The 24545-nt window shown below is 38.4% G+C and carries 26 protein-coding genes and 1 tRNA gene; 12 read left to right on the top strand and 15 right to left on the bottom strand.

From position 1 onward, the window contains the following. Positions 1-44: 44 nt before the first annotated feature. Positions 45-242: a transposase gene (locus tag ACUVXA_RS00795; protein ID WP_445869326.1), complete on the bottom strand. Its 198-nt coding sequence runs from the start codon at positions 240-242 to the stop codon at positions 45-47. A 279-nt stretch (positions 243-521) separates the two neighbouring features. On the opposite strand from ACUVXA_RS00795, the gene ACUVXA_RS00800 reads away from it, so the two are divergent. The 8 genes from ACUVXA_RS00800 to ACUVXA_RS00835 all read left to right on the top strand — a co-directional run bounded on the left by ACUVXA_RS00800 (position 522) and on the right by ACUVXA_RS00835 (position 6631). After that, positions 522-662, top strand: a complete 141-nt coding sequence (locus tag ACUVXA_RS00800) for a hypothetical protein (RefSeq protein ID WP_445869327.1) — start codon at positions 522-524, stop codon at positions 660-662. Between the two features lie 18 nt (positions 663-680). Then, positions 681-1640 carry a tyrosine--tRNA ligase gene (locus ACUVXA_RS00805; RefSeq protein WP_445869359.1) on the top strand — a complete coding sequence of 320 codons (960 nt, stop codon included), beginning with the start codon at positions 681-683 and terminating at the stop codon, positions 1638-1640. A 119-nt stretch (positions 1641-1759) separates the two neighbouring features. Beyond that, a complete protein-coding gene (locus ACUVXA_RS00810; protein WP_445869328.1) occupies positions 1760-2173 on the top strand; it encodes a toprim domain-containing protein in 414 nt (137 codons plus the stop codon). A 161-nt stretch (positions 2174-2334) separates the two neighbouring features. Continuing rightward, positions 2335-3579 carry a DNA primase DnaG gene (gene dnaG / locus ACUVXA_RS00815; protein ID WP_445869329.1) on the top strand — a complete coding sequence of 415 codons (1245 nt, stop codon included), beginning with the start codon at positions 2335-2337 and terminating at the stop codon, positions 3577-3579. 76 nt (positions 3580-3655) lie between these two features. Further along, entirely contained in the window at positions 3656-4756 is a 1101-nt protein-coding gene (locus tag ACUVXA_RS00820; RefSeq protein WP_445869360.1) for an AAA family ATPase, read from the top strand. A 79-nt stretch (positions 4757-4835) separates the two neighbouring features. After that, positions 4836-5381: an AAA family ATPase gene (locus ACUVXA_RS00825; RefSeq protein WP_445869330.1), complete on the top strand. Its 546-nt coding sequence runs from the start codon at positions 4836-4838 to the stop codon at positions 5379-5381. After that, a complete protein-coding gene (locus ACUVXA_RS00830) occupies positions 5378-5809 on the top strand; it encodes an RNA-binding domain-containing protein (protein WP_445869331.1) in 432 nt (143 codons plus the stop codon). The genes ACUVXA_RS00825 and ACUVXA_RS00830 overlap by 4 nt, the downstream gene beginning before the upstream one ends. 15 nt (positions 5810-5824) lie before the next feature. After that, positions 5825-6631: a sugar phosphate isomerase/epimerase family protein gene (locus ACUVXA_RS00835; protein WP_445869332.1), complete on the top strand. Its 807-nt coding sequence runs from the start codon at positions 5825-5827 to the stop codon at positions 6629-6631. Between the two features lie 31 nt (positions 6632-6662). Here ACUVXA_RS00835 and rnz read toward each other — a convergent pair whose 3' ends face one another. The 3 genes from rnz to ACUVXA_RS00850 are packed head-to-tail and all read right to left on the bottom strand — an operon-like array spanning position 6663 to position 9486. Next, a complete protein-coding gene (gene rnz / locus ACUVXA_RS00840) occupies positions 6663-7577 on the bottom strand; it encodes a ribonuclease Z (protein ID WP_445869333.1) in 915 nt (304 codons plus the stop codon). Beyond that, entirely contained in the window at positions 7574-8605 is a 1032-nt protein-coding gene (locus ACUVXA_RS00845; protein ID WP_445869334.1) for a THUMP domain-containing protein, read from the bottom strand. Before ACUVXA_RS00845 ends, rnz begins: the two co-directional genes overlap by 4 nt. Then, positions 8605-9486: a ribose-phosphate diphosphokinase gene (locus ACUVXA_RS00850; RefSeq protein WP_445869335.1), complete on the bottom strand. Its 882-nt coding sequence runs from the start codon at positions 9484-9486 to the stop codon at positions 8605-8607. Before ACUVXA_RS00850 ends, ACUVXA_RS00845 begins: the two co-directional genes overlap by 1 nt. Before the next feature lie 279 nt (positions 9487-9765). On the opposite strand from ACUVXA_RS00850, the gene amrS reads away from it, so the two are divergent. After that, positions 9766-10791, top strand: coding sequence for an AmmeMemoRadiSam system radical SAM enzyme (gene amrS, locus ACUVXA_RS00855; RefSeq protein ID WP_445869361.1), 1026 nt, complete (start codon positions 9766-9768; stop codon positions 10789-10791). 14 nt (positions 10792-10805) lie between these two features. Here the strand turns inward: amrS and ACUVXA_RS00860 are convergent, their stop codons facing one another. Together ACUVXA_RS00860 and ACUVXA_RS00865 are read right to left on the bottom strand one after the other, a co-directional pair. Further along, entirely contained in the window at positions 10806-11498 is a 693-nt protein-coding gene (locus ACUVXA_RS00860; protein WP_445869336.1) for a radical SAM protein, read from the bottom strand. Further along, entirely contained in the window at positions 11495-11956 is a 462-nt protein-coding gene (locus tag ACUVXA_RS00865) for a hypothetical protein (protein WP_445869337.1), read from the bottom strand. Before ACUVXA_RS00865 ends, ACUVXA_RS00860 begins: the two co-directional genes overlap by 4 nt. A gap of 206 nt (positions 11957-12162) precedes the next feature. Here ACUVXA_RS00865 and ACUVXA_RS00870 point away from each other — a divergent pair, with 206 nt between their 5' ends. Then, positions 12163-13173: an adenylosuccinate synthetase gene (locus tag ACUVXA_RS00870; RefSeq protein ID WP_445869338.1), complete on the top strand. Its 1011-nt coding sequence runs from the start codon at positions 12163-12165 to the stop codon at positions 13171-13173. A 62-nt stretch (positions 13174-13235) separates the two neighbouring features. On the opposite strand, the gene ACUVXA_RS00875 is transcribed toward ACUVXA_RS00870, so the two are convergent. From ACUVXA_RS00875 to ACUVXA_RS00890, 4 genes are all read right to left on the bottom strand, one after another. Further along, positions 13236-14006 (bottom strand): helix-turn-helix domain-containing protein, encoded by a 771-nt coding sequence (locus ACUVXA_RS00875; protein WP_445869339.1) that lies wholly within the window; start codon positions 14004-14006, stop codon positions 13236-13238. A 725-nt stretch (positions 14007-14731) separates the two neighbouring features. Continuing rightward, positions 14732-16423, bottom strand: coding sequence for a phenylalanine--tRNA ligase subunit beta (gene pheT / locus ACUVXA_RS00880; protein WP_445869340.1), 1692 nt, complete (start codon positions 16421-16423; stop codon positions 14732-14734). A 6-nt stretch (positions 16424-16429) separates the two neighbouring features. Beyond that, a complete protein-coding gene (gene pheS, locus ACUVXA_RS00885; protein WP_445869341.1) occupies positions 16430-17953 on the bottom strand; it encodes a phenylalanine--tRNA ligase subunit alpha in 1524 nt (507 codons plus the stop codon). Positions 17954-18201: 248 nt separating this feature from the next. Beyond that, on the bottom strand, positions 18202-18675 hold the full coding sequence (locus tag ACUVXA_RS00890) for a phosphopantetheine adenylyltransferase (protein WP_445869342.1): 474 nt from the start codon (positions 18673-18675) through the stop codon (positions 18202-18204). Positions 18676-18779: 104 nt separating this feature from the next. Here ACUVXA_RS00890 and map point away from each other — a divergent pair, with 104 nt between their 5' ends. Next, positions 18780-19661 (top strand): type II methionyl aminopeptidase, encoded by an 882-nt coding sequence (gene map, locus ACUVXA_RS00895; RefSeq protein WP_445869343.1) that lies wholly within the window; start codon positions 18780-18782, stop codon positions 19659-19661. Here map and ACUVXA_RS00900 read toward each other — a convergent pair. From ACUVXA_RS00900 to ACUVXA_RS00915, 4 genes are all read right to left on the bottom strand, one after another. Continuing rightward, positions 19658-20068, bottom strand: a complete 411-nt coding sequence (locus ACUVXA_RS00900; protein ID WP_445869344.1) for a hypothetical protein — start codon at positions 20066-20068, stop codon at positions 19658-19660. The genes map and ACUVXA_RS00900 overlap by 4 nt on opposite strands. Positions 20069-20085: 17 nt before the next feature. Further along, positions 20086-21228 carry a DUF1512 family protein gene (locus ACUVXA_RS00905; RefSeq protein WP_445869345.1) on the bottom strand — a complete coding sequence of 381 codons (1143 nt, stop codon included), beginning with the start codon at positions 21226-21228 and terminating at the stop codon, positions 20086-20088. A 145-nt stretch (positions 21229-21373) separates the two neighbouring features. Continuing rightward, a tRNA-Tyr gene (locus tag ACUVXA_RS00910) sits at positions 21374-21556 on the bottom strand. Positions 21557-21669: 113 nt separating this feature from the next. Then, positions 21670-22554, bottom strand: a complete 885-nt coding sequence (locus ACUVXA_RS00915) for a ribose-phosphate diphosphokinase (RefSeq protein ID WP_445869346.1) — start codon at positions 22552-22554, stop codon at positions 21670-21672. Between the two features lie 167 nt (positions 22555-22721). Here ACUVXA_RS00915 and ACUVXA_RS00920 point away from each other — a divergent pair, with 167 nt between their 5' ends. Then, positions 22722-23264: an adenylyl-sulfate kinase gene (locus ACUVXA_RS00920; RefSeq protein ID WP_445869347.1), complete on the top strand. Its 543-nt coding sequence runs from the start codon at positions 22722-22724 to the stop codon at positions 23262-23264. Between the two features lie 158 nt (positions 23265-23422). Here ACUVXA_RS00920 and ACUVXA_RS00925 read toward each other — a convergent pair whose 3' ends face one another. Beyond that, entirely contained in the window at positions 23423-24427 is a 1005-nt protein-coding gene (locus ACUVXA_RS00925; protein WP_445869348.1) for a PfkB family carbohydrate kinase, read from the bottom strand. Between the last annotated feature and the right edge of the window lie 118 nt (positions 24428-24545).

Below are 24545 nucleotides of genomic sequence, written 5' to 3' on the forward strand. Positions count from 1 at the left end.
AAAAAGGGTTACTAAACGCTATAAAAACCAAAGATTTTGCGAATCTATCGCCTGGTTGCGGTGAACGTTTTGCCGCAGGTTCTGCAGAGGTAGCGTTGTCGTCCGCCATCAGTGTGTCCGTACTTGATGATGTTCCCCGTTTTTGTCTTCCCAAAGTCGGGGCATGCCTCATTGGGGCAGGTTCTGTCTTTTTCCAGTAGTTGTTGAACCTGACGTGTGGTTTGTTCTCGATCTCTAACCATAGGCTATTATAAGTCAGTTCTTTATATAAACCAACAGGATTAGGGGAGACTACCAGCTTTTATACTTTTTAGTGGAATTAGCGTTAACATTTTTGGATTAGAGTGTAGGATGTCTACGTGTATGTATTATGCACATTCTTCCGAGAATTCTGCTTTTAAATATTGCCAGAGGAAAATTTTAATTAAGGTTCTATGATTAATTTTCGCATATATTTTGGTTGCATCTGGTATTGGTGTTTGTGGTTTGTATACTGAGATGTTGTACTGGAGGTAGTTTTGATGAATACTGAAGAAAGAGTTCAGATGGTGTTGCGTGGCTTATCAGAGATTATCACTGTTGAGGATTTGCGAGAGTTATTGGAAGTGGAGAGTCGCCCTAAAGCCTACATTGGGGTTGAACCCTCTGGACAAACCTTTTAGATGGACTAGGGTTCCAGAATATTTCATTTAGGTTGGGCGATTTGGGCTTGGAAAGTTCAGGATTTGGTTCTAGCGGATTTTGATATGTATGTTCTTGAAGCAACTTGGCATGCGAAGATTAACGATAAATTTGGCGGAGATATGGAGACTATACACACTTGTGCGAGATACGTCGAGCATTGTTTACAATCATTGGGTGTAGATATTGGAAAAATACATTTTCCGAAGGCGGAGGATCTTATGGATGATTTGGATTATTGGGCTACGGTTATGAATATTGGTAAGAATGTCACGCTTGCCCGGGTTAAGAGGGCTATGAGTATTATGGGGCGTAAGGTTGATGAGGCGGAGGCGGATTATTCGAAAACGCTTTATCCCTGTATACAGGTGGCTGATATTATTTACTCTGGTTTTAAGGTGTGTCTGGGTGGAACTGATCAGAGAAGGGCGCATGTACTTGCGAGGGAATTGGCTCCTAAGTTTGGATTGGATTGGAAACCGGTGGCTATTCACACGCCTCTTCTTATTGGTTTGGAAGGCTTGTCGAGGATGGAGGTGGATGCTGAGGATGAGGATGCTTTGATGGATGCCAAAATGTCGAAATCCAAACCTCAAACAGCGATATTCATACATGATACCCCACAGGAGATAAGGGAAAAGATTGGTTCTGCCTTTTGTCCACCGAAGCAGGTGGATTTCAATCCGGTGATTGAAGTAAATAGGCTTCTTCTTTTTTCCAGAGGGGGGTTTAAGCTTCATGTGGAACGTAAGGAAAAATTTGGAGGTCCTGTAGATTTTACTAGCTTTGAAGAGTTGAAGTCAGCTTACGCTAGTGGCAATCTGCATCCCCTTGATCTGAAACAAGCCACAGCAGAAGCATTAATTGACCTTTTGAAAAACGTTAGGAAACACTTCGAAAAAAATAGTGAGGCACGTGATCTTCTTAAAACTTTAAAAAGAATAACGGTAACAAGATAATAGTTATCTTAAAAATGGTTGATACGGGTTTTTTAAATAAGAAAAGTTTATTTTGCTCAGTTTTATATCATGCACACAGAATTTACCTTTGGTTTTCCTCCTAAGATGGACGGTTGAGTATGCTTTCGAACATTTTCTTTGAAGAATTGGAACAGTTAATCTCAATGCTGAAAATGTTTTCAGAAAAAGGAGTTCCCATCATTGTTGAAGGTTATAAAGATGAGAGAAGTTTGAGAACTTTAGGTATTAGTGGGCCGATTCTTAAGTTATCTGGAAAAAATCTTCTAGAAGTTGCTGATAATCTTGCTCAGTTTGATGACTTCTTAATTCTGACCGATTTTGACCGCAAGGGACAAGAATTGAATTCGCGCATCATTCGATATTTGGACGGCCACAAGGTTGATTTAACACTAAGTTTCAGGAGGAGATTTAAAAATCTAATTTCCAAGATTACCTGCGACGTAGAGGGTTTAGCATCCTCTTATCTAACCCTTGAAAACCAAACACGAAAAAGTACTATTTTCAACAGGTAAATTATCTTCATCATTTATTAAGAGAAAGACATAATTATTCCGAAAAGTATCGTTAAATGATAATAATTTGTATCTTACGCTAATATTTCATGTAATTCACAATCATTGTTTAAAATTTACTCATTTACACGCCTTTATTTATCTTGGAGGTGACGCTTATCATGGTTAATCGAAACGAAGTTACCACAACAAAGTACATCATAAAAGCTAAAATGGATGTTGAGGGAGTGGTAGAAAAACCAGATGTGGTTGGAGCGATTTTTGGACAGACGGAAGGACTCCTAGGTAGCGAATTGGATCTTCGTGAGCTACAAAGAACAGGTAGAATAGGAAGAATAAGAGTTAATTTAGAATCACATGGTGGAAAAGCAACGGGAACGGTGATAATTCCTTCAAGTCTTGATAAAGTGGAAACTGCAATGTTAGCGGCGGCTTTAGAGTCCGTGGACAGGGTCGGACCTTGCATGGCGCATGTTACTTTGGAGATAATTGAGGATGTTCGGGAGATTAAAAGAAAGAAGATTGTTCAGAGAGCCGCTGATATTATCCGGAAATGGTCTGAAGATGTGTCCCCGGAAAGCCAGCAACTCACAGATGAAGTTATGGACGCAGTTCGAGTTGCTGAGATTGTAAAATATGGATCTGAGGAGTTGCCCGCGGGGCCTAGTATAGATTCTTCCGATGAGTTGATAGTGGTTGAGGGAAGAGCCGATGTTCTCAACCTTTTAAGATGCGGTTATAAAAACGTGATTGCAGTTGAAGGCACAAGTATTCCAAAGACCATAATTGATCTTGCAAAGAAAAAAACAATTACAGCTTTTCTAGATGGAGATAGAGGTGGAGATTTAATTTTAAAAGAGTTCCAACAAGTAGCAGATATAGATTATGTAGCCCGTGCCCCTCCTGGAAAAGAGGTTGAAGAGCTCAGCCAAAAAGAATTGGTTAAGGCATTAAGAAATAAGCTACCATTAGAACAGATAGAAGCAGAAGAACCGAAAAAGAGGGAAAAAGAAAAGGAAAGAGAAAAAGAGATAGAGAAGGAAAGAGAAAAAGAGAAAAGGGAAAAAGAAAAGGAAAAAAGGCCTTCGAGAATTGAAATTCCTCCACAGATTAAACTTCCTGAACCGATTATAAACTACTTATCGGATATAAAAGCTTCAAACAAGGCTATACTTTTAGGGGAAAACTTTGAGTTAATCGAGGAAATAGAGGTATTATCATTAGCAGGATATCTGAAAGAATTAGACTTGGTGAAAGCCATTATTCTGGATGGGGTAATTACTCAGAGGCTGGTGGACATCTCACAGGAAAAAGGGGTAGAATATATTGTGGGGGTTCGACAAGAAAATATTATAAAAAAACCTTTAAATCTTAAAATTATTGAATTTCATGAGATACAACTCTAAAAATGGAACTACAAGATTTCCGCAATAGTGTCACAAATTAGATGGTGAGGGAATTTTGAAAGAAAAAAATGAGAAGATTCAACATCTATCCTCCTCTATTCGGGAAAAACCTGAAACAAAAAGGAGCCGTGTCCAATCTCTTTCTGTTGTTGAGCTTCAGCCATCAGGTTATCCTTTTCGTATTGCCGGAGAAGACTCCCCAATTGCTTTACTGACGGATGATGTTGAACTCTTTCAAGCCTATGCCCGAGAACAATGGGCAGGAATTTATATTAAGAAAGGGGATTATCTGTTCGACCAGTTAGTTTTTCCAGATTTTGCTTTCAAAGTCAGTGATACGCATCCAAATCAGGGAAGAATTAGTTTTTCCACGCGTTTCATTCTAAAAAGAAAACCCTTAATACAGGAGAAAAGACTCAAGGTACACTTCTCAGACATAGTGGGCCAGAGCGAAGCTAAAAACAAGTGCTTGATAATTAAAAAATATTTAGAAAAACCAGAGGCTTTTGGAGATTGGGCTCCAAGAAACATCCTTTTTTACGGCTCGCCTGGAACCGGTAAGACCATGGTTGCTCAGGCTTTAGCTAACGAAACAAATGCACCCTTCTATTTAGTTAAATCAACGGATTTAATAGGGGTTAATGTGGGAGATGCTTCAAGACGAGTGCACCAAATTTTCAAAATAGCCTCAGATAATGCTCCAAGTGTCTTATACTTGGACGAAATTGATGCTATAGGATTAGACCGCAGCTTTCAAAATATAAGAGGCGACGTATCAGAAATAGTAAGCGCCCTTTTAGGTGAAATGGATGGACTAAGCGCTAACTTCGGTGTGGTCTGTATTGGAGCAACAAATAATCCGGTTATTATAGATAAAGCGATAAGAAGTAGATTTGAAGAAGAGATTGAGTTTAAGCTCCCTAGTATGGAAGATCGGGAACAAATACTTAGGCTCTATATTAAAAAGGTTCCCATGCCGGTAAAAGCTGATCTTAAAAAAATTGTTAAAGAGACTGAAGGCTTCTCGGGTAGGGATCTTAAGGATAAAATACTGAAGGCGGCGCTTCATAAAGCAATTCTGCAAGATGAGAAGTGTGTGACACAGGAAATAATTGATTCAATACTTAGTCAGCTTAACGAAAAATCGTCAAAAGAAAAACCTAGAATGTTTACTTAAGCTAAAAGCTTTCCAAATTATTTTTAATTCCAAGTAGAGTCTATAAATCAGTTTTCTATATTTTGATAGGTGCAGGGGTTTGAGGAAAGTCATTGGTCTTGTCGGGATGCCCGGAAGCGGTAAAACTTTGGCAGTCAATATAGCTAAGAAGATGGGTATACCTGTGGTAGCGATGGGAGATGTGGTTCGTGACGAGGTAAAAATGAGAGGTTTGGAAGAAACACCATATAGTGTGGGTAAGGTATCAATGGGCTTGCGGAAAGAGGAGGGAGAGCAAGCAGTTGCAATTAGAACTCTGAATAAAATCGAAAGAGAAAAAACGCCTGTGATCCTTGTGGAAGGCATTAGGAGTCTCGAAGAGATAGAACTTTTTAAAAAGCATTACCCAGACTTCACATTAATTGCTATTCACTCATCACCTAAAACCAGATTTAAACGCCTATACGAACGCCAGCGCCTCGACGACACAAAGGATTTGAAAACTTTTCAAGAAAGGGATGCTAGAGAATTAAATTACGGAATAGGATCAGCAATTGCTCAGGCAGATTATTTAATCGTAAATGAGGGAAGCGAGAAAAAACTAATTAAAAATATGGAGAAAATTTTAGAGGAGATAACAAAATGATAGAGCTAGAAATCGAGGCACCAGTACACCCAACGGAAAGCAGGGAAAAGGTGGAAAAGGCTCTAAAAACGGTTGTAGAAGCGGAGTACACTCTCTTGGAAAGAGACAGGCAAAAAGTTCTTTATGGCAAAGCTCAGGGATTAGAGGCGGTTTCGAAAATGTATCAGCGTTTAAGAGATCAACTCATAGTTGAATCCGCAAGAAAATTAATGAAAAGAAATATTGTTGATGATACGGTAACATTCTACCTTCACAAACAGGCAGCATTCATGGGGAAAATGCATTTCTGCCAACCAGAAGCAGAATCCCCCATGGGGTCTATAAAAGTAAATATTAGAAGCACCAAAATAGAAGAGTTAGTTGACTGGCTCTGCCCCAAAACGGTTGATGGGAAACCATTAGAGCGTGAACCCCCTATAGATATTTAAAAGGAAGAAAACAGTTTGAGCCACATTGGATTAGGAATCTCAACCATGCCTTTCATAAAGAACCATTTCAATAAAATTGTGAAAACAATTGAAAACATCCCAGAAGGCCTAGAACTAGATTGTTGGGAAATAATCGAGGAAGGATTTCACTACTTAAACCCAAAACGAATAAAAATATTAAAAGACGCAGCATCAACGTCCAAAATCTCATTTACCGTTCACGCACCTTTTGCCAGTATCAATTTAGCTTCGCCAGAACCACTCCAATCAGTATTACTTGATTTTATGGATAGAGCTGTTGAAAGAGCCTATGCTTTAGAGGCAGAAATTTTTGTTACACATCCCGGACTACTTTCACCTTTCACTATACATTTTCCCGAAATAGCTTGGAAAAGCTTCATTGCTTCAATAAAACATATAGTTGATTTTGCAGAAAAACTAGGCTCGCCTAAAATTGTGGTTGAAAACATGGCGCCTCCTTATCCTTTTCTGGTTTCTAACCATCATGAGGTAGAAAGACTATTTCAGGAACTTGGGAATTCTGATTTGGGTTTATGCCTAGATACTGGTCACGCCCAAAGATCCGGAGGTTTAAAACCATTCTTAAAGAATGTTGGACCTTACATTAAGCATGTGCATGCACATGATAATAGGGGAGACAGAGATGCCCACCTCCAGATTGGGAAAGGGGTTTTGGATTGGAAATTTTTGATTCGCTCATTGGAGAAGTTAAATTTTAAAGGATATGTTGTAGTAGAGAATAATGATTTAGGAGATTCGTACAACAGCATACATTATTTAAAATCATTAACAAGTCCCTGATTTTTTGTAGCTTTTTTATTTCGCTTTACCGTTAGTCCAATGTTATTTCCATCAAATCTTCTGCAATAATGGTGTTTTGAAAAATTTTTTGGGCTTGTTCTAGCAATTCTTTTGGATTTGAGTATCTTTGGCTTATATGGGTGAGAAGTAGCTTTTGTACACTGGATTCTTCGGCTATCTTTGCGGCCTGTGATGCAGAGCTGTGATTGGTTTCGAATGCTTTTTCTTCCAAATCATCTCCATAAGTGCTCTCATGTATTAGGAGCGTTGCATTTTTACTTATTTTTTTGACAGACTCGCAAGGTGCTGTATCTCCAGAGTACACTATTTTTCTTCCTGGTTTAGGGGGATCCGCAACTTCGCTGGGTTCTATTTTTCTTCCTTCAGACAGGGTGATAGTTTCTCCTTGCTGTAATTTTTTCCACAGCGGCCCCATTGGTATCCTGAGTGCCAATGCCTTATTAGGATGAAATTTTCCCGGCCTATCTTTTTCTACAAAAGCGTAAGCAAACGAGGAATTAGTGTGCCTTGTTTTAACACACTCAATATAATAATCATTAGTTTCATATACTACTCCTTCAGCAGCCTCTTTAACGTAAATATCAAATGTAAGCGTAAATTCTACAGTTTTTTTTATAGCTGTGATAAAATCCATTAAGCCATTTGGACCAAAAAGATACAATGGCTTATTGCGGTTTAGAAGTGAAAGTGTTTGAAGTATACCGGGAATCCCCATTATGTGGTCCCCGTGAAGATGTGTTACAAAAATTTTACTTATCCTGCTTACACTTAGTTTTGCCTTGCCCATCTGTCTTTGTGTGCTCTCAGCACAATCAAATAAAATAATTTCTCTATCTTTCTTTATGGCAATTGCAGGGAGATTTCTCTCTACTGTGGGAATTCCACCCGAAGTTCCTAAGATAATAATTTTAAGCGATTCTTTCACATCCTTAGTACTATAATTTGACGAGTTAAACTCTTATGTACATAGATCAAATGTTTTTCTATTATTCGTAAACCAGTATCCTTAATTTTTTCGCTAAAATCAATTGTCAAAGGAGCCCCTATGCAAACATTTCCAATCGAACCGGATATACTAGCTATTTCCTCTATGAAAGCTGAAATTAACTTTTCAGTAGCGGTGCCTTTTGTGGAAGCAGATCCTCCGTAGGGGGGATCTGTTGCTATACTATCAACTCTGTTTATTGGTAAGTTTTTAGCATCGGACATTATTATGTTCCAGTCTTTCAGCTTGAAATGTTTAAGGTTTTTTTCCACCCCTTTAACCATTTTTATATCAATGTCTGAACCTATAATTTTACAGCCCATAAGTCCTGCTTCAATTAGAATCCCACCCGCACCACAGAAAGGGTCATAAAAAATTCTTTTGGGACGAGCTCGAGACAGGTTAACCATCGCCCTTGCAAGGTGGGGATTCATAGAGCTTGGAACAAAAAAAGGTCTAAATTTGGCCTTTCTTAAACTTAATTTTTTTCTTTCGGATTCTCGCACACTAATTCCAAATATGAACATAGACTCTGTTAAGACTCCATAGAATAGTTTATCTGGATTTTTAAGATTCGCTTTTAATCCTACATTTTTATGGATAAGGTATCCAATTTCTTTCTCAAGAAAAGATGAATCTAATTCTGGTGAATAGTTTTTTACACGCTTTATTCTAACGGCAAAAGTGTCTATATCAGAAATGTATCTTTCAAAATCTATTTCTCGAACCGAACTCACTATCTGGTCGAGACCAGCTTCGCATTTAGCTAGTAAAATACAACACCTATGAACCATCGCAGCTCGCTCAGCTATTAGTTGCCAAGCCTTCTCCTCCACTTTTAAAACTAGTACCTGATCATATTTTTCTGCTTTAAATGGTATATTTAGGCTTTCAAGAATTGCTAAACATTCGGCACTCGGAATGGTTGGATTTTCACCTGATAAAACATAAAACTGATCCTGTATCACTATTTTAACGCCTCAGCAATAGCAGGGGCTACGGACACGAAACTAACATCACTGGGAACGGTGTCAGTTCCAATTATCTCATTGGCCCCAGCATTAAAAATTCTAAATCTAGAGTCACCCACCAAAATTGCATGAGTACACGCCGCGTAAATTCGATTAGCATTTTGGCTTTTAGCGATTTCAATCGCACTTACCATGGTGCCTCCTGTACTAATAATGTCATCGATTATAACTGCGTCACGATTATTAACATTGATTTCTTTCATTTTAATTTCAATTTCTCCGGTATATTTATCCCTGAATTTACTAAAAATCACATATTCAGCATCCATAAACCCCGCAAGATTTTTAGCCCGCTCTTTGGCCCCTTCATCTGGCGAAATAATTAGAGGATCATTCAGATCAAACTTGTTTAAATATTCAGCAATTAGGGGAACGGCACTAACATCCTTTGTAAGAATCTTGAAATTCTCTAAAATTCTTTTATTATGAATGTCCACGGTCACTACCTCACCAGCTCCCGCATTCTGAATGATATCACAAACTATCCTTCCGCTTACCGCCTCTCCGGGCATAAACCTTTTGTCCTGGCGAGCATAAGCAAAATAGGGAATCACTGCGGTAATTTTCTCCACACCAAATTCCTTAAGAGTTTTAAGTATAAAACAGAGTTCAATTATACTTCGATCCGGGTTTGGTGGCACTATAGACTGAACAACAACAGCGTGATTATTTATATTTTCCTCTTTAAGTCGAATGTATCTTTCTCCGTCAGGGAAGGTCTTAAATTCAATGGGTACAACATCTGATTTCAAATATCTAGAGATGCGTAGTGCCAAAAGCTGTGAACTTGGACCAGGTATAACTGTTATTCTAGACAATATTCATCAACCTTCTCTAAACATCAATCTACTAAAATTCGATAAAAATTTACCTCTTTGAAAATTAATTCGAAAGCCAGATAAGTAGTAATTATGGGAAAAGTAGAACTTTGTTCTACCTCAAAATCCTATTAAAAAATTATATTAGAGTATATATGGTTAAGAAGATATCCTTAGAATACCAAAAAATATTTATTACCAAGATTTTCGAAAAGCCGATTGATTGATTACATAATTTATAAGCAAAAAGTTAACTCATTCAAAAATATTTTATTCTTGGTGAAATCCTTGTTAAAGGAAACAATGATTTACCAGAAGCTTGAAGATAATGCCGTAAAATGTGGTATATGTCCCAATCTCTGCATAATTAAACCTGGAAAGAGAGGGAGGTGTAAAACCAGAGAAAACGTGGAGGGAGTTCTTTACTCTTTAGTTTATTCTTCTATTTCGGCTATGGCTGTTGATCCCATTGAGAAAAAACCATTATTCCACTTTTATCCGGGAAGCACCGCCTTATCTATCTCAACAGTTGGATGTACTTTTCACTGTCTTCATTGCCAAAACTGGACCATCTCTCAGGCCGAACCAGAATCCGGCTTGACAAGAGAATTTTCACCTGAAGAGATCGTATCAGCTGCTAAGAATCGAGGCAGTAAATCCATAGCATATACCTATAATGAACCCCTTGTTTTCTATGAATTTGTATACGATACAGCTAAGATTGCCCGTAAAAACAATATAAAAAATGTTCTGGTTACAAACGGTTACGCCACTCTTAAGGCGATAGAAAACATAGCCCCTCTAATAGATGCCGCCAATATTGATGTGAAAGCAATGACTGAAAAGTTTTACAAAGAAATATGCGGAGGAAGCCTTCAACCAGTTTTGGATGCCATAGTGCTTATAAAAGAAAAAAACATTCACCTTGAAATTACGAACCTGATAATTCCTCAAAAAAATGATAGTGTGGATGAAATAACAAAATTTGTCGAATGGGTAATAGAAAATCTGGGGCTATGTGTTCCTGTTCACTTTTCTAGATTTCATCCTCAGTACAAAATGCAACACCTTGAACCAACTCCAATATCAACGGTAGTTAAGGCTAGAGAAATTGCCCAAAATATGGGGCTTCACTATGTTTATTGTGGAAACATCCCTGGTCAGGGAGAGAACACGTACTGTCCATCGTGCAAACAATTGATTATAGGGCGATGGGGATACACAATTGAGGAACGCAATCTCACCAAAGATAATACATGTACAAACTGTGGAACCAAGATAAATATAGTTGGGGAATGTGAATAGAATTTTTTAACATATTAGGAAACGGGACGCCAAATAATCCCCAATTTATCTGCAATTCGATAAGCTTTTTCCATCTCTTCACGAGACACTCTCCTATCTATGTCTGAATACTCAATATTTCTTGGCACTTCGTGTTGTGGGCGATACTGTTCCATAATATTAACCAAAGTTTTTGAGCAGTTTTTGGCTATCCACTCCAGAACCGGTTCAGTACAGCATTCGATGTGTCCTGGTAAAACGAGGTGTCTAATTATCATGCCCGATGTTCCAGGCTCCACGGTTTCATCATAGGCCATTTTGTGGTTTCTAGAAACTATTTCCCAGTATTTTGGAGCCTTACTTAATTGTTCGGCGCATTCGTCGTTGCCGTATTTGAAGTCTGGAAGCCAAAAATCCATAACATCAAGTAAAAGTTTCATACATTCTTTGGAACAGTACATGTTGGAATTCCATAATTGAGGAACATTTTCTTTGGTTTCTCGAATAGCTTTTAAAATAGTGTACGTGTTGGGTGTGGGATCTCCGCCCACATAATTTATATTTCGCGCGCCCTCTCTCCTTAGGTCTCTACAAATTGCTGCAAGATTTTCTTCTGAGGTTTTAACACCGTTTTTCGGATTTGTTGAAATATCGTAGTTCTGGCAAAATACGCATTTAAACGTGCAGCTGGAGAAGAAGATTGCACCGCAAGAGAAGATAGTTCTCAAGCGTTTGTGCCAGAGGGAACCAGTGGGGCTTCTTCACCAGTATGCATGAATGCGGAAGATACGTAAGATTCTTTTCCTAATCTGCAAAATCCCTTTTCATCCATCAATCTATTGGCTCCGCATCTCCTTTCACAGAAATGACACTCTGATAAAATCCTTCGGGCGAGTTCGACTTTAAGATCTAGATAAGAAATTTTTGGCGTATCCATCTTTTTCAATTCTATCTCATCCATGTCAACACGCTTTAACAGACTTCGGAAAACACCACTAGTCTTATCGTGTGTATTCCAGAGCTTGTCAGTTTCAGCGTCTAAATCCTCCTCTAAACCAACTTTCAAAGCGATTAGAAATTTTGCACTAAGTCTATTATTGAATACCTCGTAATACCTCCAGAGTCTCTCTTGAACAGCATCAATATTCCAAACTCGATACGCATCGGGGCGAATTAGTTTCCACATATGTTTTGACTCTCCAATCCGTTCAATTCTGATAAAACAATTCTAATAGGTGAATATAATTGTTACACAAAAAACCTTTCTATATATCATGATAACTAGGATAGGAAAATACTTAAAAATAATTTCAGACATCAGAAATGCGGGTTTACAATTAGAAAGAAGAAAAATTGAATTTGTTTTACAAAAATTTTAGTGGAGGCTAAGGTTTGACTTGTCATATTCTGGTTGGTGGCTTCTTCGGAGATGAAGGAAAAGGAAAAATTGTTTCCTATCTGGCAATAAAGGATAAACCTTCAGTGTGTGCACGGGCAGGGGTTGGTACAAATGCAGGACACACCGTCGTGTACAAAGGCAAAACCTATAAGTTGAGACAAATATCTAGTGGATTCATCCAAGAAAATGCTAATATACTAATAGGTCCTGGTGTGCTAGTTAATCCTGAGATTTTAAAAAAAGAAGCAGAAGAAACCGGTGTTGGGGAAAGATTGAAAATTGATGGTCAGTGTGCAATAATTGAAGAAAAACACATTGAAGAAGACAGAAGTTCCTCATTTCTTAAAGAGAGAATTGGAAGTACGGGTAGTGGATGTGGGCCTTGTAATGTGGAGAGGGTTATGCGGAAAGTCAAACTGGCAAAAGATATACCTGATCTTAGACAATATATTACGGACGTTCCATTAGAGATCAATAATGCAATTGATAGGGGAAAATATGTTTTAGTAGAAGGAACACAGGGTACATTTCTTTCACTCTACCATGGCACCTATCCTTTCGTAACCAGTAAGGATACCACCGCCTCTCAAGCTTGTGCCGATTTAGGAATAGGGCCGACCAAAGTTGACGAGGTCATCATTGTTTTCAAATCTTATACCACTAGAGTGGGAGCAGGGCACCTTCCAGGAGAAATATCCGAAGAAGAAGCTAAGAGGCGGGGCTGGTTTGAAACCGCTACAGTAACTGGAAGGAAAAGAAGGTCTGCACCCTTCAATTTCGAATTGGCAAAAAGAGCGGTTATGATAAATGGTGCTACACAAGCCGCAATAACAAAATTGGATGTAGTCTACCCTGAATGCAGCGGGATTAGATCAATAGAAAAATTATCCGAAGAGGGTCGCATATTTATAAAGAAGATAGAGGAAGCAATAAAAATTCCGGTAAGTCTTATAGGTACTGGCCCCGGAGCTCTAGATATCATAGATCTTAGGGAGGAACTTTAAGTATAATCAGTTTGAGGCTAAGTTGCAAATTCAGATAAGTGAAACGTTTTTAGGGCTTATTTTTAGGGTGTGGTTATTGTTTTTGGTATTTCGCTTGTCATAAAGTTTCTTAATGTTCTTATTAGAGAGTCAGTATCCTTTATTGTTGAGAGTGCAAGAGGGATACGTTCTACTTCTGCAATTTTTACAGCCAGTGGGTCTACTTTCTTAGGTCCGTGAATTATGAGTAGAGAAGGTTTCAATGAGCGTGTAGTGCCCATCTGACTAGTTTTAATCGCTACCATAGATGCTCTTCCACTAATTACGTTGGTGAATATGGCTGCCCGCTGGGGTGTGGCTCCATATAGCATAAGAAGCTGGTCGGAGGAGAGTTGAACTATGGCATTAATAACATCTATGGCGGTGTATCCGTATATGGGTTGACTTAGCATTTCATCATTGGCTAATATTTCACATTCTAAATGTTTACATAAAACCTCAGATTTAATAGCGTAGGGGAACTCTCGGATGTCCAGTATGATTTCAGAAGGAATTTCTCGACTTAAGATCCTAGTCAAGCCATTAACTATCTGTCCGCCTTTCAGCTGGTCAAGGTAGACAAGTGCCTCTACAAATTTTCTGATGGTATCTATTCTAGGAGACACTCTTCTACCGCTCTCATAATCACTTATCACTGAAGGACTGATTTCTAGAATCTCAGCTAAATCCTTCTGTGGGATCTGGAATTTTTCCCGCCACTTGCGCATTACTCTACCTGGATCATCTGATAGCGCTATTTCTCCGGCGATACCTTGGCATAGGCCTTTTTTGCTTTCATCAAGGGGATTGTTCATGAATTTCAAACTCCATTAGAAAAAGTTTGGATAGCTAAGGGATTTATATATTGTGATATAAAAGTTTTTCGACAATTACTTAATAAAAATTCTAATTTTGCCGAAAAATTCGCACTATATTTTTTAGAAAAAGATAGAGAATGGCTAAAGTAACAACTTTTCATTCAGGTTTTATCATTTGGCATAGTTCGACTAAATCTGGTTTATCATATTATTCAAACTATCAACATCTGATTTGATTATATTCTCTAAAGGCTTCAGAGCAAAATTGTGACCTTAATCTGTTAGTGCGGCCACAGCTTCTTTGGGGATTTTCATATTATATCCAAGTAGCGCTGCTACCGGTATGCAAAATACAGATGTCTGTACATACCCCTTTTAGTATCAGCAGTAAATTTTCTTTTCTTTTAGAGATTTATCCAGTTTTGTTTTGAAAAAGCCCTCATAAGTTTTTTAATAATTAGGTTTACCTTATCTGGTTTTAATTCATCTATAACATCTAAGCCCTTGGTATTTTCTACAGCATAGGGTAACCATATTTTGAACTCTCTAACATTGGACCATGGCTGTCTGTTATATATGTTATTGGGATTCTTCTTTCTTCCATGTTAGATGGGGCTTTTTATTGGTTTTATGATTTCTCGTCCCTTAGCACACTCTAGGGATGCAACCTTCAAAATAAAATCATTAAGCATATCAACAATAACAATTACAGGTTTCATTTCTTAATTCCCTCCAAATTTTTTAATCTGTTCTAAGAAAGGTTCAAGATCATATTCGAAAGCCCCTATGGGATACTCTAAATCGAAATTATTTAATACTTCGGGATGAATCTCACCAATTTTTCCTATCATTTTTCCGTCTGCTTCTACAGAAGCCGCTCTCCCCTCAATGAAGCTCGGATAAGATATCTGACTGAATTTCCATTGTTTACATCCCAGTTCCCTTAGAAGAGCCTCAGCAATAGCTTTTATATCGGTAAATCCCACTTCCTTGTCGGTAATTGCTGCTGTGACGCATAATTTACGCGTAGCGTTAGTTTCAGCGTCTGGATCATAAAATACAACATCCCCTACTTCGAATATTTTTTGGGGAAGTGCCTCATGTTTATTAACTTTAAAAATCTTAATTAACCCTGGTAGTAGGGCATCTCTTACCATATTGTAATCGGAACTCACAGGATTAAGCAGTTCTACTGGTTTACCATCAGTTCTCATATACTCATAGTGTTCTTTAATATTGGTTAATGTAAAACTAATTACTTCATTGAACCCTAATCCCGTAAGTATACTTCTCACAAAATAAGATAGTTTTTGGTAAGGATGACTTTCCGCAATGGTCACAGTTTCTGGAATAGTAGGATTTAAGTTATACAGTCCGTATCCTATGGCTACTTCCTCCACAAAGTCCACTTCGTGCATAATATCATGGCGATATGCGGGAACCAGTACTTTTAGTTTACCATCATCTAATTTAGCATCCATACGAACTTTTTCCAAGGATCTAATAATTTCTTTTTGTGAAAGGTTTAATCCTAGTAAACGGTTGACATAGTCAGGACTAACATTCCATTTTTGAGGGGTGAAGTCGGGAGTTGTTATTGTACCATCAGGATACTCCATTTTCACACTCTCTATCTTTGCTCCTCCCTCCGCTAATGCCGTTACCAGAATATTTAAGGTACTAGTAATGTCTCTTATAGTGGTTCCAGTTACATCTATAAAGAGATTTCTGGTCTCTTCCGTGAGCTGAGTTAAAACACCATTAATTATGGGAGGGAAAGATAGTACATCATTATTAACATCGGTTATGATAGGATACTTGGACTTACCCTCCATTATGTGGGCATAAGCTATACCCTTTGGATGTTTTTCCAAAATTTCTCTAGGTGTTATTTCCACCGCCCAGTTTAGGGGAACAAACCTAATTCCATCTGGATCAACGGCCCGATACTCAAAAGGTGGTTCAACACTGTCAAAGTCGTGAATACCTATAGAAGACTTTACCCTATTTCTCCCTATAGCCCAGTGCAGGTCTTCTTGCATTCCTATAAGTTCTACGATATTTTCATCATTAAATGAAACGTTCCTTACAATTGCGCAGACTATGTAAGGTCTAACCTCTGCTAGGGCAGGATCAACCCTTACTGTTACACCGCTCCCCGATAGTTTGTATTTTGGAAGCCCGGTTTCTATTTCCATAAATCCCCGTAAAGCACGTGCGATTCCTTCTTGGCTTGAGAAGTCTGGTCGATTAGGATTATACTCAACTTTAAGATAATTTTCTGTTTTTTCCTCTATATCAAGTCCGATCCAGGGAACCACATTTTCGAGTTCGTTGGAATCAACTTTTTTTCCTAATAGCTCGCTCATCCGTTTACATGTTAGAGTTATTACTGGAATTTTGATTTCCTCCAACCAATCTTAGAAAACAATGGGGGTTCTTCTTATCCATCCCAAATCATTTCTATAAAGGTCTCTAATATCTTCTAAATCTAAGCGGAGCATGGCAAGTCTCTCAAAACCTCCGCCCCAGGCAAGAACTGGAACTTTAACACCGAAGGGAATTGTTACTTCGGGGCGAAAAATCCCCATCCCGCAGAGTTCAATCCAACCGAATTCTTCTACATACACCGTGGATTGAAGCGAAGGCTCCGTGTATGGAAAATAACTCGGCCAGAACTGAACCTTCTCGAATCCAAGGCGCTTGTAAAATTCGGTTAAGGTTCCCATCAAATCTCTGAGAGTCACATTCTCGTCAACAACTATACCCTCGATTTGAAAGAATTCTGCTAAATGCTTATAATCCAATTTTTCATTCCTATAAACTCTGTCCACAGAAAATACCTTTACCGGAGGATCAGGATGATCTGCTAGGTAACGAATCGTTGTTGCTGTAGTGTGTGTCCTCATAATTGTTTGACGAGCAACTTTAGTGCTCCATTTATAACCCCAGCCTGTGGAACCGGTTTCCCATCCATCTTCATGAGTTTTAGATACGTTTTGCACAATTTTTTTGTTTGGGAGTTTAGCGGTTGTAGGAAATTTTAAATAAAAAGTGTCATGCATCTCCCGAGCGGGGTGATCCTGGGGTTGGAATAAGGCATCAAAATTCCAGAAAGCAGATTCAACAAAAGGCCCCCTTATTTCTGTAAATCCTAAATCCAGAAAAATTTCCCTAATCTCGTTAATCAATTCAATAACTGGGTGAATTTTTCCAGGATAAATGACTTTAACCGGAGTCTCAACATCATATTTTCTAAACACCGTTTCACGCCATTTTCCAGACTTTATGAGATCCGAAGTCAAGATACTTACTTCTTCCGAAACCGTAACACCGGACTGAATGAGTTTTATTCCCTCCTCGGTAATAATTAGGGAACGAACTGTTTCTGGATGTAGCCTTATTAGATTTCTTTTTTGCAACGAATCAAGTATTTTCATTGTTTCATTTGGAAGTTGTGAAACGTCAATTTCACCTTTATCCCCCAAAACTTTTAATAGCTCTTCATCCTTTCCCAAGGGTGGAATTTCTTTAACCTGTAGAAGAGTTTCCTCATCTTGCTTCTTAAATTTAGCCCAGTTTTTTGTTCGAATCCAGCCAAGGGCTATTTTAAAATCTTTATCGGAAAGTTTGGTTTCTCTAGAAATTTGGGATAATGTTGCACTACCACCTAATTTTAGAATGGTATTTAAAAGGCTTCGCTCTGGGAGTTCTTTTTCCACATATGTGTAGCCCTCTTTAAGTAATTCGGCGTGAACTTTTTGAATTTCTTTCTGCTTTACTAAGCCTTTCTCGCTTAGCCATGCTGAGGTTCTAACTATTGCAATATGGTCAAGCCCGGTTTCTCTTTCTAAATCACTGATTTTAATTTCGGTTTTGTTTTTGTTTAGGGCTTTTAGAACTTTAATTTCTATTTCTCTTAGTTTCCTTTGTTTATTGACCATGATTTTTCCTCCAGAGCAGTAAACCTATGGGGCGGTTAATAATTTCTGGCTCAGCGTTAACCAAACGTTGAGAACTCTTAAAAAAATTTGGGTTACTATTACTAAAAAATGCTCATAAATATTTTTAGTCATGTTTTATAAAACACTGTTGAGTAGATTTGTAAAAATTATATAGAAAAATAATACAGTTATAACCGTCTTCAACATATAATTGGGATAATTTTTAATTTTGTTGAAAATAAAATTGATCATTTCAATACCTTTCCCTGCTCGTCGATTTTTCCTTCACGAATTCGTGTACTTGAAACACGGTGTCCATCTTGGGCTAAGATAATAGGCGTTATTACAATTTCCAAGGGGGGTAAGCTTTTCTCCTTTCGAATTATATTAATTTTTTTTACTGTTGATAAGACTTCTTCTGTTGCAACAAGAGCTTCTAATCCCGCATCCATTATAGCCGGACCGTAAGGATCATCTAGGCTTATTATTTCAGCCGCATCTATGTATCCTTGTTCTCTTAGAAATTTTTCCAACTTTTCCTTTCTTACCTCGTATGGTTCTATCTTTTCTGCCAATTCTTTGTTCTGGACCATTCTACTGGTAGTTAAACCAATCATTACCCGCTCGCTTACCTCGAAAGCCTTACTTAATATTGCTTTGTGCCCGATATGAAGCTTATCAAAGGTCCCTGATACGCCTACCAATTTATACTTGTGAGCCATAGAATCTTCTCCAGAATAAACATTAGGTTTGATAACAATTATAATAATATTCATAGAACACTTAGTACCATACATATTAGAAACATAATAAGAGGATATAAACAATGCTTGACGATGACGCCCTAAACAATTACAGGACAGCGGGCAGTATAGCAGCAAAAATCAGAGGGGAAGCTAAAAAAATTGTTAAAGAGGGCACCCCATTAATAAAAATCTGTGAAACATTAGAAAAGAAAATAATAAGTGACGGAGGAAAACCCGCTTTCCCGTTAAACATCTCAGTGAACGATGTTGCTGCACACTACACCTCGCCCCCGGATGATACAACTAGAATCCCCTCCAAAGCTTTAGTCAAAGTGGATATAGGCGTTCATGTTAATGGTTTCATCGCCGACACCGCATCAACAGTCAGTGTAGGAAAAGTGGGACTAGAATTAATTAAAGCCTCAGAGCTTGCTCTTGAAAATGCTTTAAAATTTATTAAGCATGGAGTAAAATCTAGCCAAATAGGAGAAATAATTGAAAAAACTATAAAGGAATTCGGCTTTAAACCAATATCCAATCTTACAGGCCATCTATTAGACCAATATAATCTCCACGCTGGAAAATCCATTCCAAATGTTAAAACAATAATAGGATTCACCCTAAAAGAGGGAGAAGTTTACGCTATGGAACCTTTTAGCACAACGGGAGCGGGAATAGTTGAGGATTCCAAATATTCTTATATTTTCAGACTAGCTAGCCAGAAGACTTCAGACCAATTTTTATCATACATCACTCATCAGTTTAGAACCCTACCCTTTGCCTCTAGATGGCTGAGCCCTAAATTTTCAAAAAAGAGGGTTCAAGAATTTATTAAAAAATATGTATTGACCGGAACAATTCAAGCCTATCCGGTTTTAGTTGAGAGGGAGAGGGGGGTTGTTTCACAAGCAGAACACACATTTATTGTAAAGAAAAATGGGTGTGAAGTAACCTCTGCCTAAAATTCTTCCTCCTTTTCCTTAGTCTTGGACACTGGTATGGAGTAAATAGCACTTATGTACTGCTCTGAGTCACAAGTACTACAAGCCCCTAGCTTTTTAAAAACATAATCATCTTTCTGGAAATTCCGGACCTCTCGATAGTCACAACCATAGCATTTAACAACAGTCACCGTCTTGCTCTCCGTAACCGGTTTGGAGCGGGAAAAAATTAGAATGGGATAAATAGCGATGAACAACGCGAAAAAGGCGTAGAACAATCGCTGATTCCTAGTTCCAGTAAACAAATCCCAAAAAAGTTCATCTAAAGTGGGGTTAAAGTAAAGATACAGCATGTAAAGCCCAAAGGCTGCAATAATGGCTGAGAATGTGAACAAAACCAAATTAAAAATCCTTCTTCTACCCGGCATAACCACCTTCCCCCTTTTTAACCAATACCAATACAATTACCTATTCCAGCAACAATGACTGTGTCACCTGGCTTGGTGCGTTCAAGAATCATGCTTTTTACACGTTCAGCGGCCTTAAGAGCTCCATCAAAAATTTCCTTCTTCATAGGAGTTAAAGCCTCCTCAATGGACATCTTGATTATAACCGCATCCACAGGAACTTTCTGGCTCGTTACCTCCTGCTCTATTTTAAACTTCTCAATCCCAGGTCCCCCAATGGCCGCACCCACACCCTCCACTATCTTACCAGTTTTCTCACCCTCAAACTTTAACCCCGCGTCTATCATGATAACCCTATCTATTTTCCCATTAGATTCCTTAATTAAATTAACAATTGCTTCACCCGGCTTCCCAACACGCCCACCCGGACCAATCGCCCGCACAATCAACACATTCCTACCCTCAAACTGTGTAGTATTTAGGGAAACATCCTCAGCAATTTCACTAGACTCAGCGACCATGTTCTTCGAAAACTCATTCCTAAGAATAGAGGCTACAAGTGCCCCGGTTCCGTCGCCTATCGGTTGACCTTCAGTGAACGCTTTTAGGGCACTGTAGTAGGCCTTTGCATACTTCATAATCATTGAGAGTGCAATCTGGATGCTTACTATCATAGCGTAGTTATTGGTTTCCTTTCCCATGAAATAGAAATGTCGGATAACTAGGAACATTTGTCGCAGTGCCATGGCTGCTTCAAAGGTCATATCAATGTTGGCTCTTTGATCTCGATCAGCTGCTGGTGCTAACTGGGCAATAAGGTCATCGAATCTAGATTTCCTCACATCAAGCAAGTATTCAAGTCTATTAAGAACCCCTGAAGGATCCCGCTCCACAGGTTCAATCAAGATATACTCCATATAGTCCTCAACCAAAGAAGTGGGGTCCTTTTCGGGTTTACCTAACTCCCTAATCATCTTTATCGTGGTGTTTTTTCCCTCATCAGACCATTTCTCAAGTTTAGAAATTACCTCACGAATCTGAGCCAAGTACTGCATGGTCTGAACCTTTAAAATCAAACCACTGAAAATCATGAAAATGAAGAATCCAAATATCAAAATATTCATAATAATGACGTATGGATCAGAGTACCCTAACGGCAACTGCAACGAAGGTAACATCATAATCATCACACAACACTAAACCATGGTATCCACAAAACTACTAAAACAAATACATAAAAGATTTATAAGCATTCCCAGAAAACACACTCTAATCCACCATAATAAAATAAAAAAACGAAGAATGAAAAGAATACATAAAAAAGACTGGTCCCGCAGGCCGGACTTTCAGATATGTGTATGAAACACTATAAACTTTGAACCAGCGACGTTGGGGCTGAGTACTAGGCGCACTCAGTTATCCCGGTGTCTGAGTGCCTACTGGGGCAAGCCACACTAAACGAGTGCAACTCTACAGCCGGGCACTCTAGCCAGTCTGAGTTACTGCGGGACTTTTGGACTGGGCTCTTTCGAGCATGATTTTTAAATGTTTATTGTCAGATAAATTTTTCGTATTTGCGGATTTGACTGTATATCATAGGGAGTAATTGAGAAATGTGTTTTTTATATTAAAGCGTGGGCTAGGGTGCTTGCTATTTCGACTACTGATATTGGTGAGGGTATGGTGGTTGTGCCTATGACGTCGCAGGCTCCAGCTGTGTATATTTTTTTGAGAGCGTTGTCTACAAGTATGGGGTGGGTGCATGCTGCGACGATTTTTTTTGCGCCTTGTTTTTTGAGGGCTTCGATGGTTTTTGCGATGGTTCCTCCGGTTGATATGATGTCGTCTATTATTACTATGTCTCTGTTTTTGACTTCTAGTTCTCTCGTTGTTATTTCTACTTCTGTTGAGCTTAGTCTCTTTTTTTCTAGAACGTCGTAGTCTGTTTCTAGGTGTGTGGCTGCGGTTCGAGCCCACTGTTCGGCTTCTTCGTCTGGTCCTATGATGAGTGGTTTTTCTAGGGGTAGGTTTTTTCCTATGTAGTGTGCTATGGCGGGTATGGCTGTAAGGTTTTTTGCAGGGATGTTGAATATTTTGCCCATGTCGTCTACTCTGTGGAGGTGCATGTCAACGGTGAGGAGTTGGTCTGTTCCTGCGGTTTCTATGAGTTTGGATACTGTTTTGAGGCTTATTGGTTCTCCGGGATTGAATCTTTTGTCTTGTCGTGCGTAGGCGAAGTAGGGGATTATTCCGGTGACTTTTTTTGCACCTGAATTTTTTAGGGCTTCTACTAATAGGAAGTATTCTATGAGGTATTCGTCTGGATTTAAGTACATTGACTGGATTACTACTGCATCGATTCCATCTAGGTCTCCAATTATGCGAACATATTTTTCTCCGTCTGGAAATTTTTTTATATCTGTTCCTAGTAGAGGCGCTTTCAGTTCTCTGGCTAGTTTTACTGCTAGGACGTATGAGGAAGAACCACCAATTATTACTCTACCCATTGTTATTACCTCAGTCACTGTTCAGGTTGAAACCTGTAATAGATAAAATTTTTTATCAGGGTTCTTTAACTGTTTCTAATAAATAACTTGATGGTGTGAAAATAATTTTTCGGTTAATAAAGCTTTTGAGGAATTGGTAACTTAGGTTTTACTTGGAGGTTTCTTGATTGGCTTGGACGGTTTGGATTTGTGGAAGACCAGGTGCGGGCAAGTCTACTATAGCGAGAGCGCTTTTGTCTCTTTTGGAGAAGAAGGGTATTCGTGCACAAGTTTTGGGTACAGATATTCTTAGAAAGGTGATGACGCCTGAACCCACCTATAGTGAGAAGGAACGTGAAGTGGTTTATGCAACTCTGGTCTTTATAGCAAAGATTTTGAACCAAAATGGGGTGAATGTGATTCTGGATGCGACGGCGAACCGGAGGACTTATCGTGAAAAGGGGAAGGAGGAAATTGAAAATCTTATATTAGCGTATGTAGAGTGCCCTTTAGAAGTTTGCATAAATAGAGAGGCGGAGAGGAAGGAAACTTATGGGGCACCACGAGACATATATAAGAGGGGGTTAACGGGCAAAAGTGATACGGTTCCCGGTATAAATGTGCCTTACGAAGTGCCTGAAAACCCGGATATACTACTGGATTCTGTGAGGTTTACAACACAGGAGAACGCTGAAAAGATTCTTAGTGTTATTCTTGAAAAATACTATTAACTATTTAAGTTGATTTTATATCTTTTAGAAATTATCGATTTTTAAAATTAAGTTGAACATTTTGATGCGAATATCCTATCTTCAAACTGAATAATAGTATTTCTTATTATCGTTAAATCCAAGCTTGGGGTTGAAAGACGTTTTTTATCAATCGAGGTTCAGTATATTAGTTGTTCATCGATTTTTCCATAGTTTTTTTCGTATCTGGCCTTGAATTCTTCTATTGTAAAAATATGGTTTTGGGTTCCGGCTTGTTCTACGGCATATCCACCGCAGACTGCTCCCATTTGACATGCGGTTTGTAATTCTTGTATTGTTAAATCTTCTAATTTCGGATTAATTTTTGAAAGACCGGATAATAAACCACCTCTAAAAGCATCACCTGCTCCGGTGGGATCGACTAGTTTGGAAATTTTTACTGCAGGTATATGGACATGATTATTATCTATGCAGACGGAGCAGCCATACGCTCCACGTGTAATAATAGTTGAGCTAATAAGATTTTTTAACTTCTTTTGCAATGTCTTTTCAATTAATCCTGCTTCATAATCATTAACTATAAGCATTGATGCTCTGCTAATAAATTCAAGTAATTCTTCGGGTGTAAAATTGTTGATCATTTGCCCCGGATCTGCAATAAAGGGAACATTCAATTTTTTGAATTCGTCGGAGTGGCGGAGCATTGTGTTTATCGGGTTTGGCGAAATTATGCCCATTTCAACGTTTTTATTTTTTATTATTTCGCCTATTTTTATATTACAGGTATCTTGGAGCGCCCCTGTATGGAAAATGGACATTTGATCTCCTATTTTGCTAGTTACAATATAAGCCTCAGCAGTATCTTCCCCATCGTTTACCATTAGTCCACCCAGATCTATATCGAGGTTTTCCAGGTGTTTCTTATAATTCCGGCTGATAAAATCCCTTCCAACACAGGATATTGGAAGAGGATTACCGTTGGTTAACTTCATATTATATGCAATGTTTAGAGCAGTCCCACCGAATGATACTTTTTTATTCACTAAAAAAGAAAAGCTAATTCTCGCATCCTCTTCTTTGTTATTAATAGCTTTTAAAAAAACCTCATCGAGTGTTGCCTCAGTGAATGCGATTACGTCAAAAGCTGCCGAACCTGAAATCGCAACCTTTTCCTTTTTTGGCAAAGTTATCAACCCGAATATACATTGGAAAATAATTAACGTACAAAGCAATTAAATAATTAAATTTTATGGAATCCAATATAACAATATTATAAGTTATTTTAGCTTGATTTTAAACACA

The organism is Candidatus Jordarchaeum sp. (genome assembly GCF_052745115.1).

Bases quoted from the DNA above. Each gene is read 5' to 3' on its own strand.
- ACUVXA_RS00795 (WP_445869326.1), bottom strand. From the start codon at position 242: ATGGTTAGAGATCGAGAACAAACCACACGTCAGGTTCAACAACTACTG.
- ACUVXA_RS00800 (WP_445869327.1), top strand. From the start codon at position 522: ATGAATACTGAAGAAAGAGTTCAGATGGTGTTGCGTGGCTTATCAGAG.
- ACUVXA_RS00810 (WP_445869328.1), top strand. From the start codon at position 1,760: ATGCTTTCGAACATTTTCTTTGAAGAATTGGAACAGTTAATCTCAATG.
- dnaG (WP_445869329.1), top strand. From the start codon at position 2,335: ATGGTTAATCGAAACGAAGTTACCACAACAAAGTACATCATAAAAGCT.
- ACUVXA_RS00830 (WP_445869331.1), top strand. From the start codon at position 5,378: ATGATAGAGCTAGAAATCGAGGCACCAGTACACCCAACGGAAAGCAGG.
- ACUVXA_RS00865 (WP_445869337.1), bottom strand. From the start codon at position 11,956: ATGTGGAAACTAATTCGCCCCGATGCGTATCGAGTTTGGAATATTGAT.
- ACUVXA_RS00875 (WP_445869339.1), bottom strand. From the start codon at position 14,006: ATGAACAATCCCCTTGATGAAAGCAAAAAAGGCCTATGCCAAGGTATC.
- pheS (WP_445869341.1), bottom strand. From the start codon at position 17,953: ATGGTCAATAAACAAAGGAAACTAAGAGAAATAGAAATTAAAGTTCTA.
- ACUVXA_RS00890 (WP_445869342.1), bottom strand. From the start codon at position 18,675: ATGGCTCACAAGTATAAATTGGTAGGCGTATCAGGGACCTTTGATAAG.
- map (WP_445869343.1), top strand. From the start codon at position 18,780: ATGCTTGACGATGACGCCCTAAACAATTACAGGACAGCGGGCAGTATA.
- ACUVXA_RS00900 (WP_445869344.1), bottom strand. From the start codon at position 20,068: ATGCCGGGTAGAAGAAGGATTTTTAATTTGGTTTTGTTCACATTCTCA.
- ACUVXA_RS00905 (WP_445869345.1), bottom strand. From the start codon at position 21,228: ATGATGTTACCTTCGTTGCAGTTGCCGTTAGGGTACTCTGATCCATAC.
- ACUVXA_RS00915 (WP_445869346.1), bottom strand. From the start codon at position 22,554: ATGGGTAGAGTAATAATTGGTGGTTCTTCCTCATACGTCCTAGCAGTA.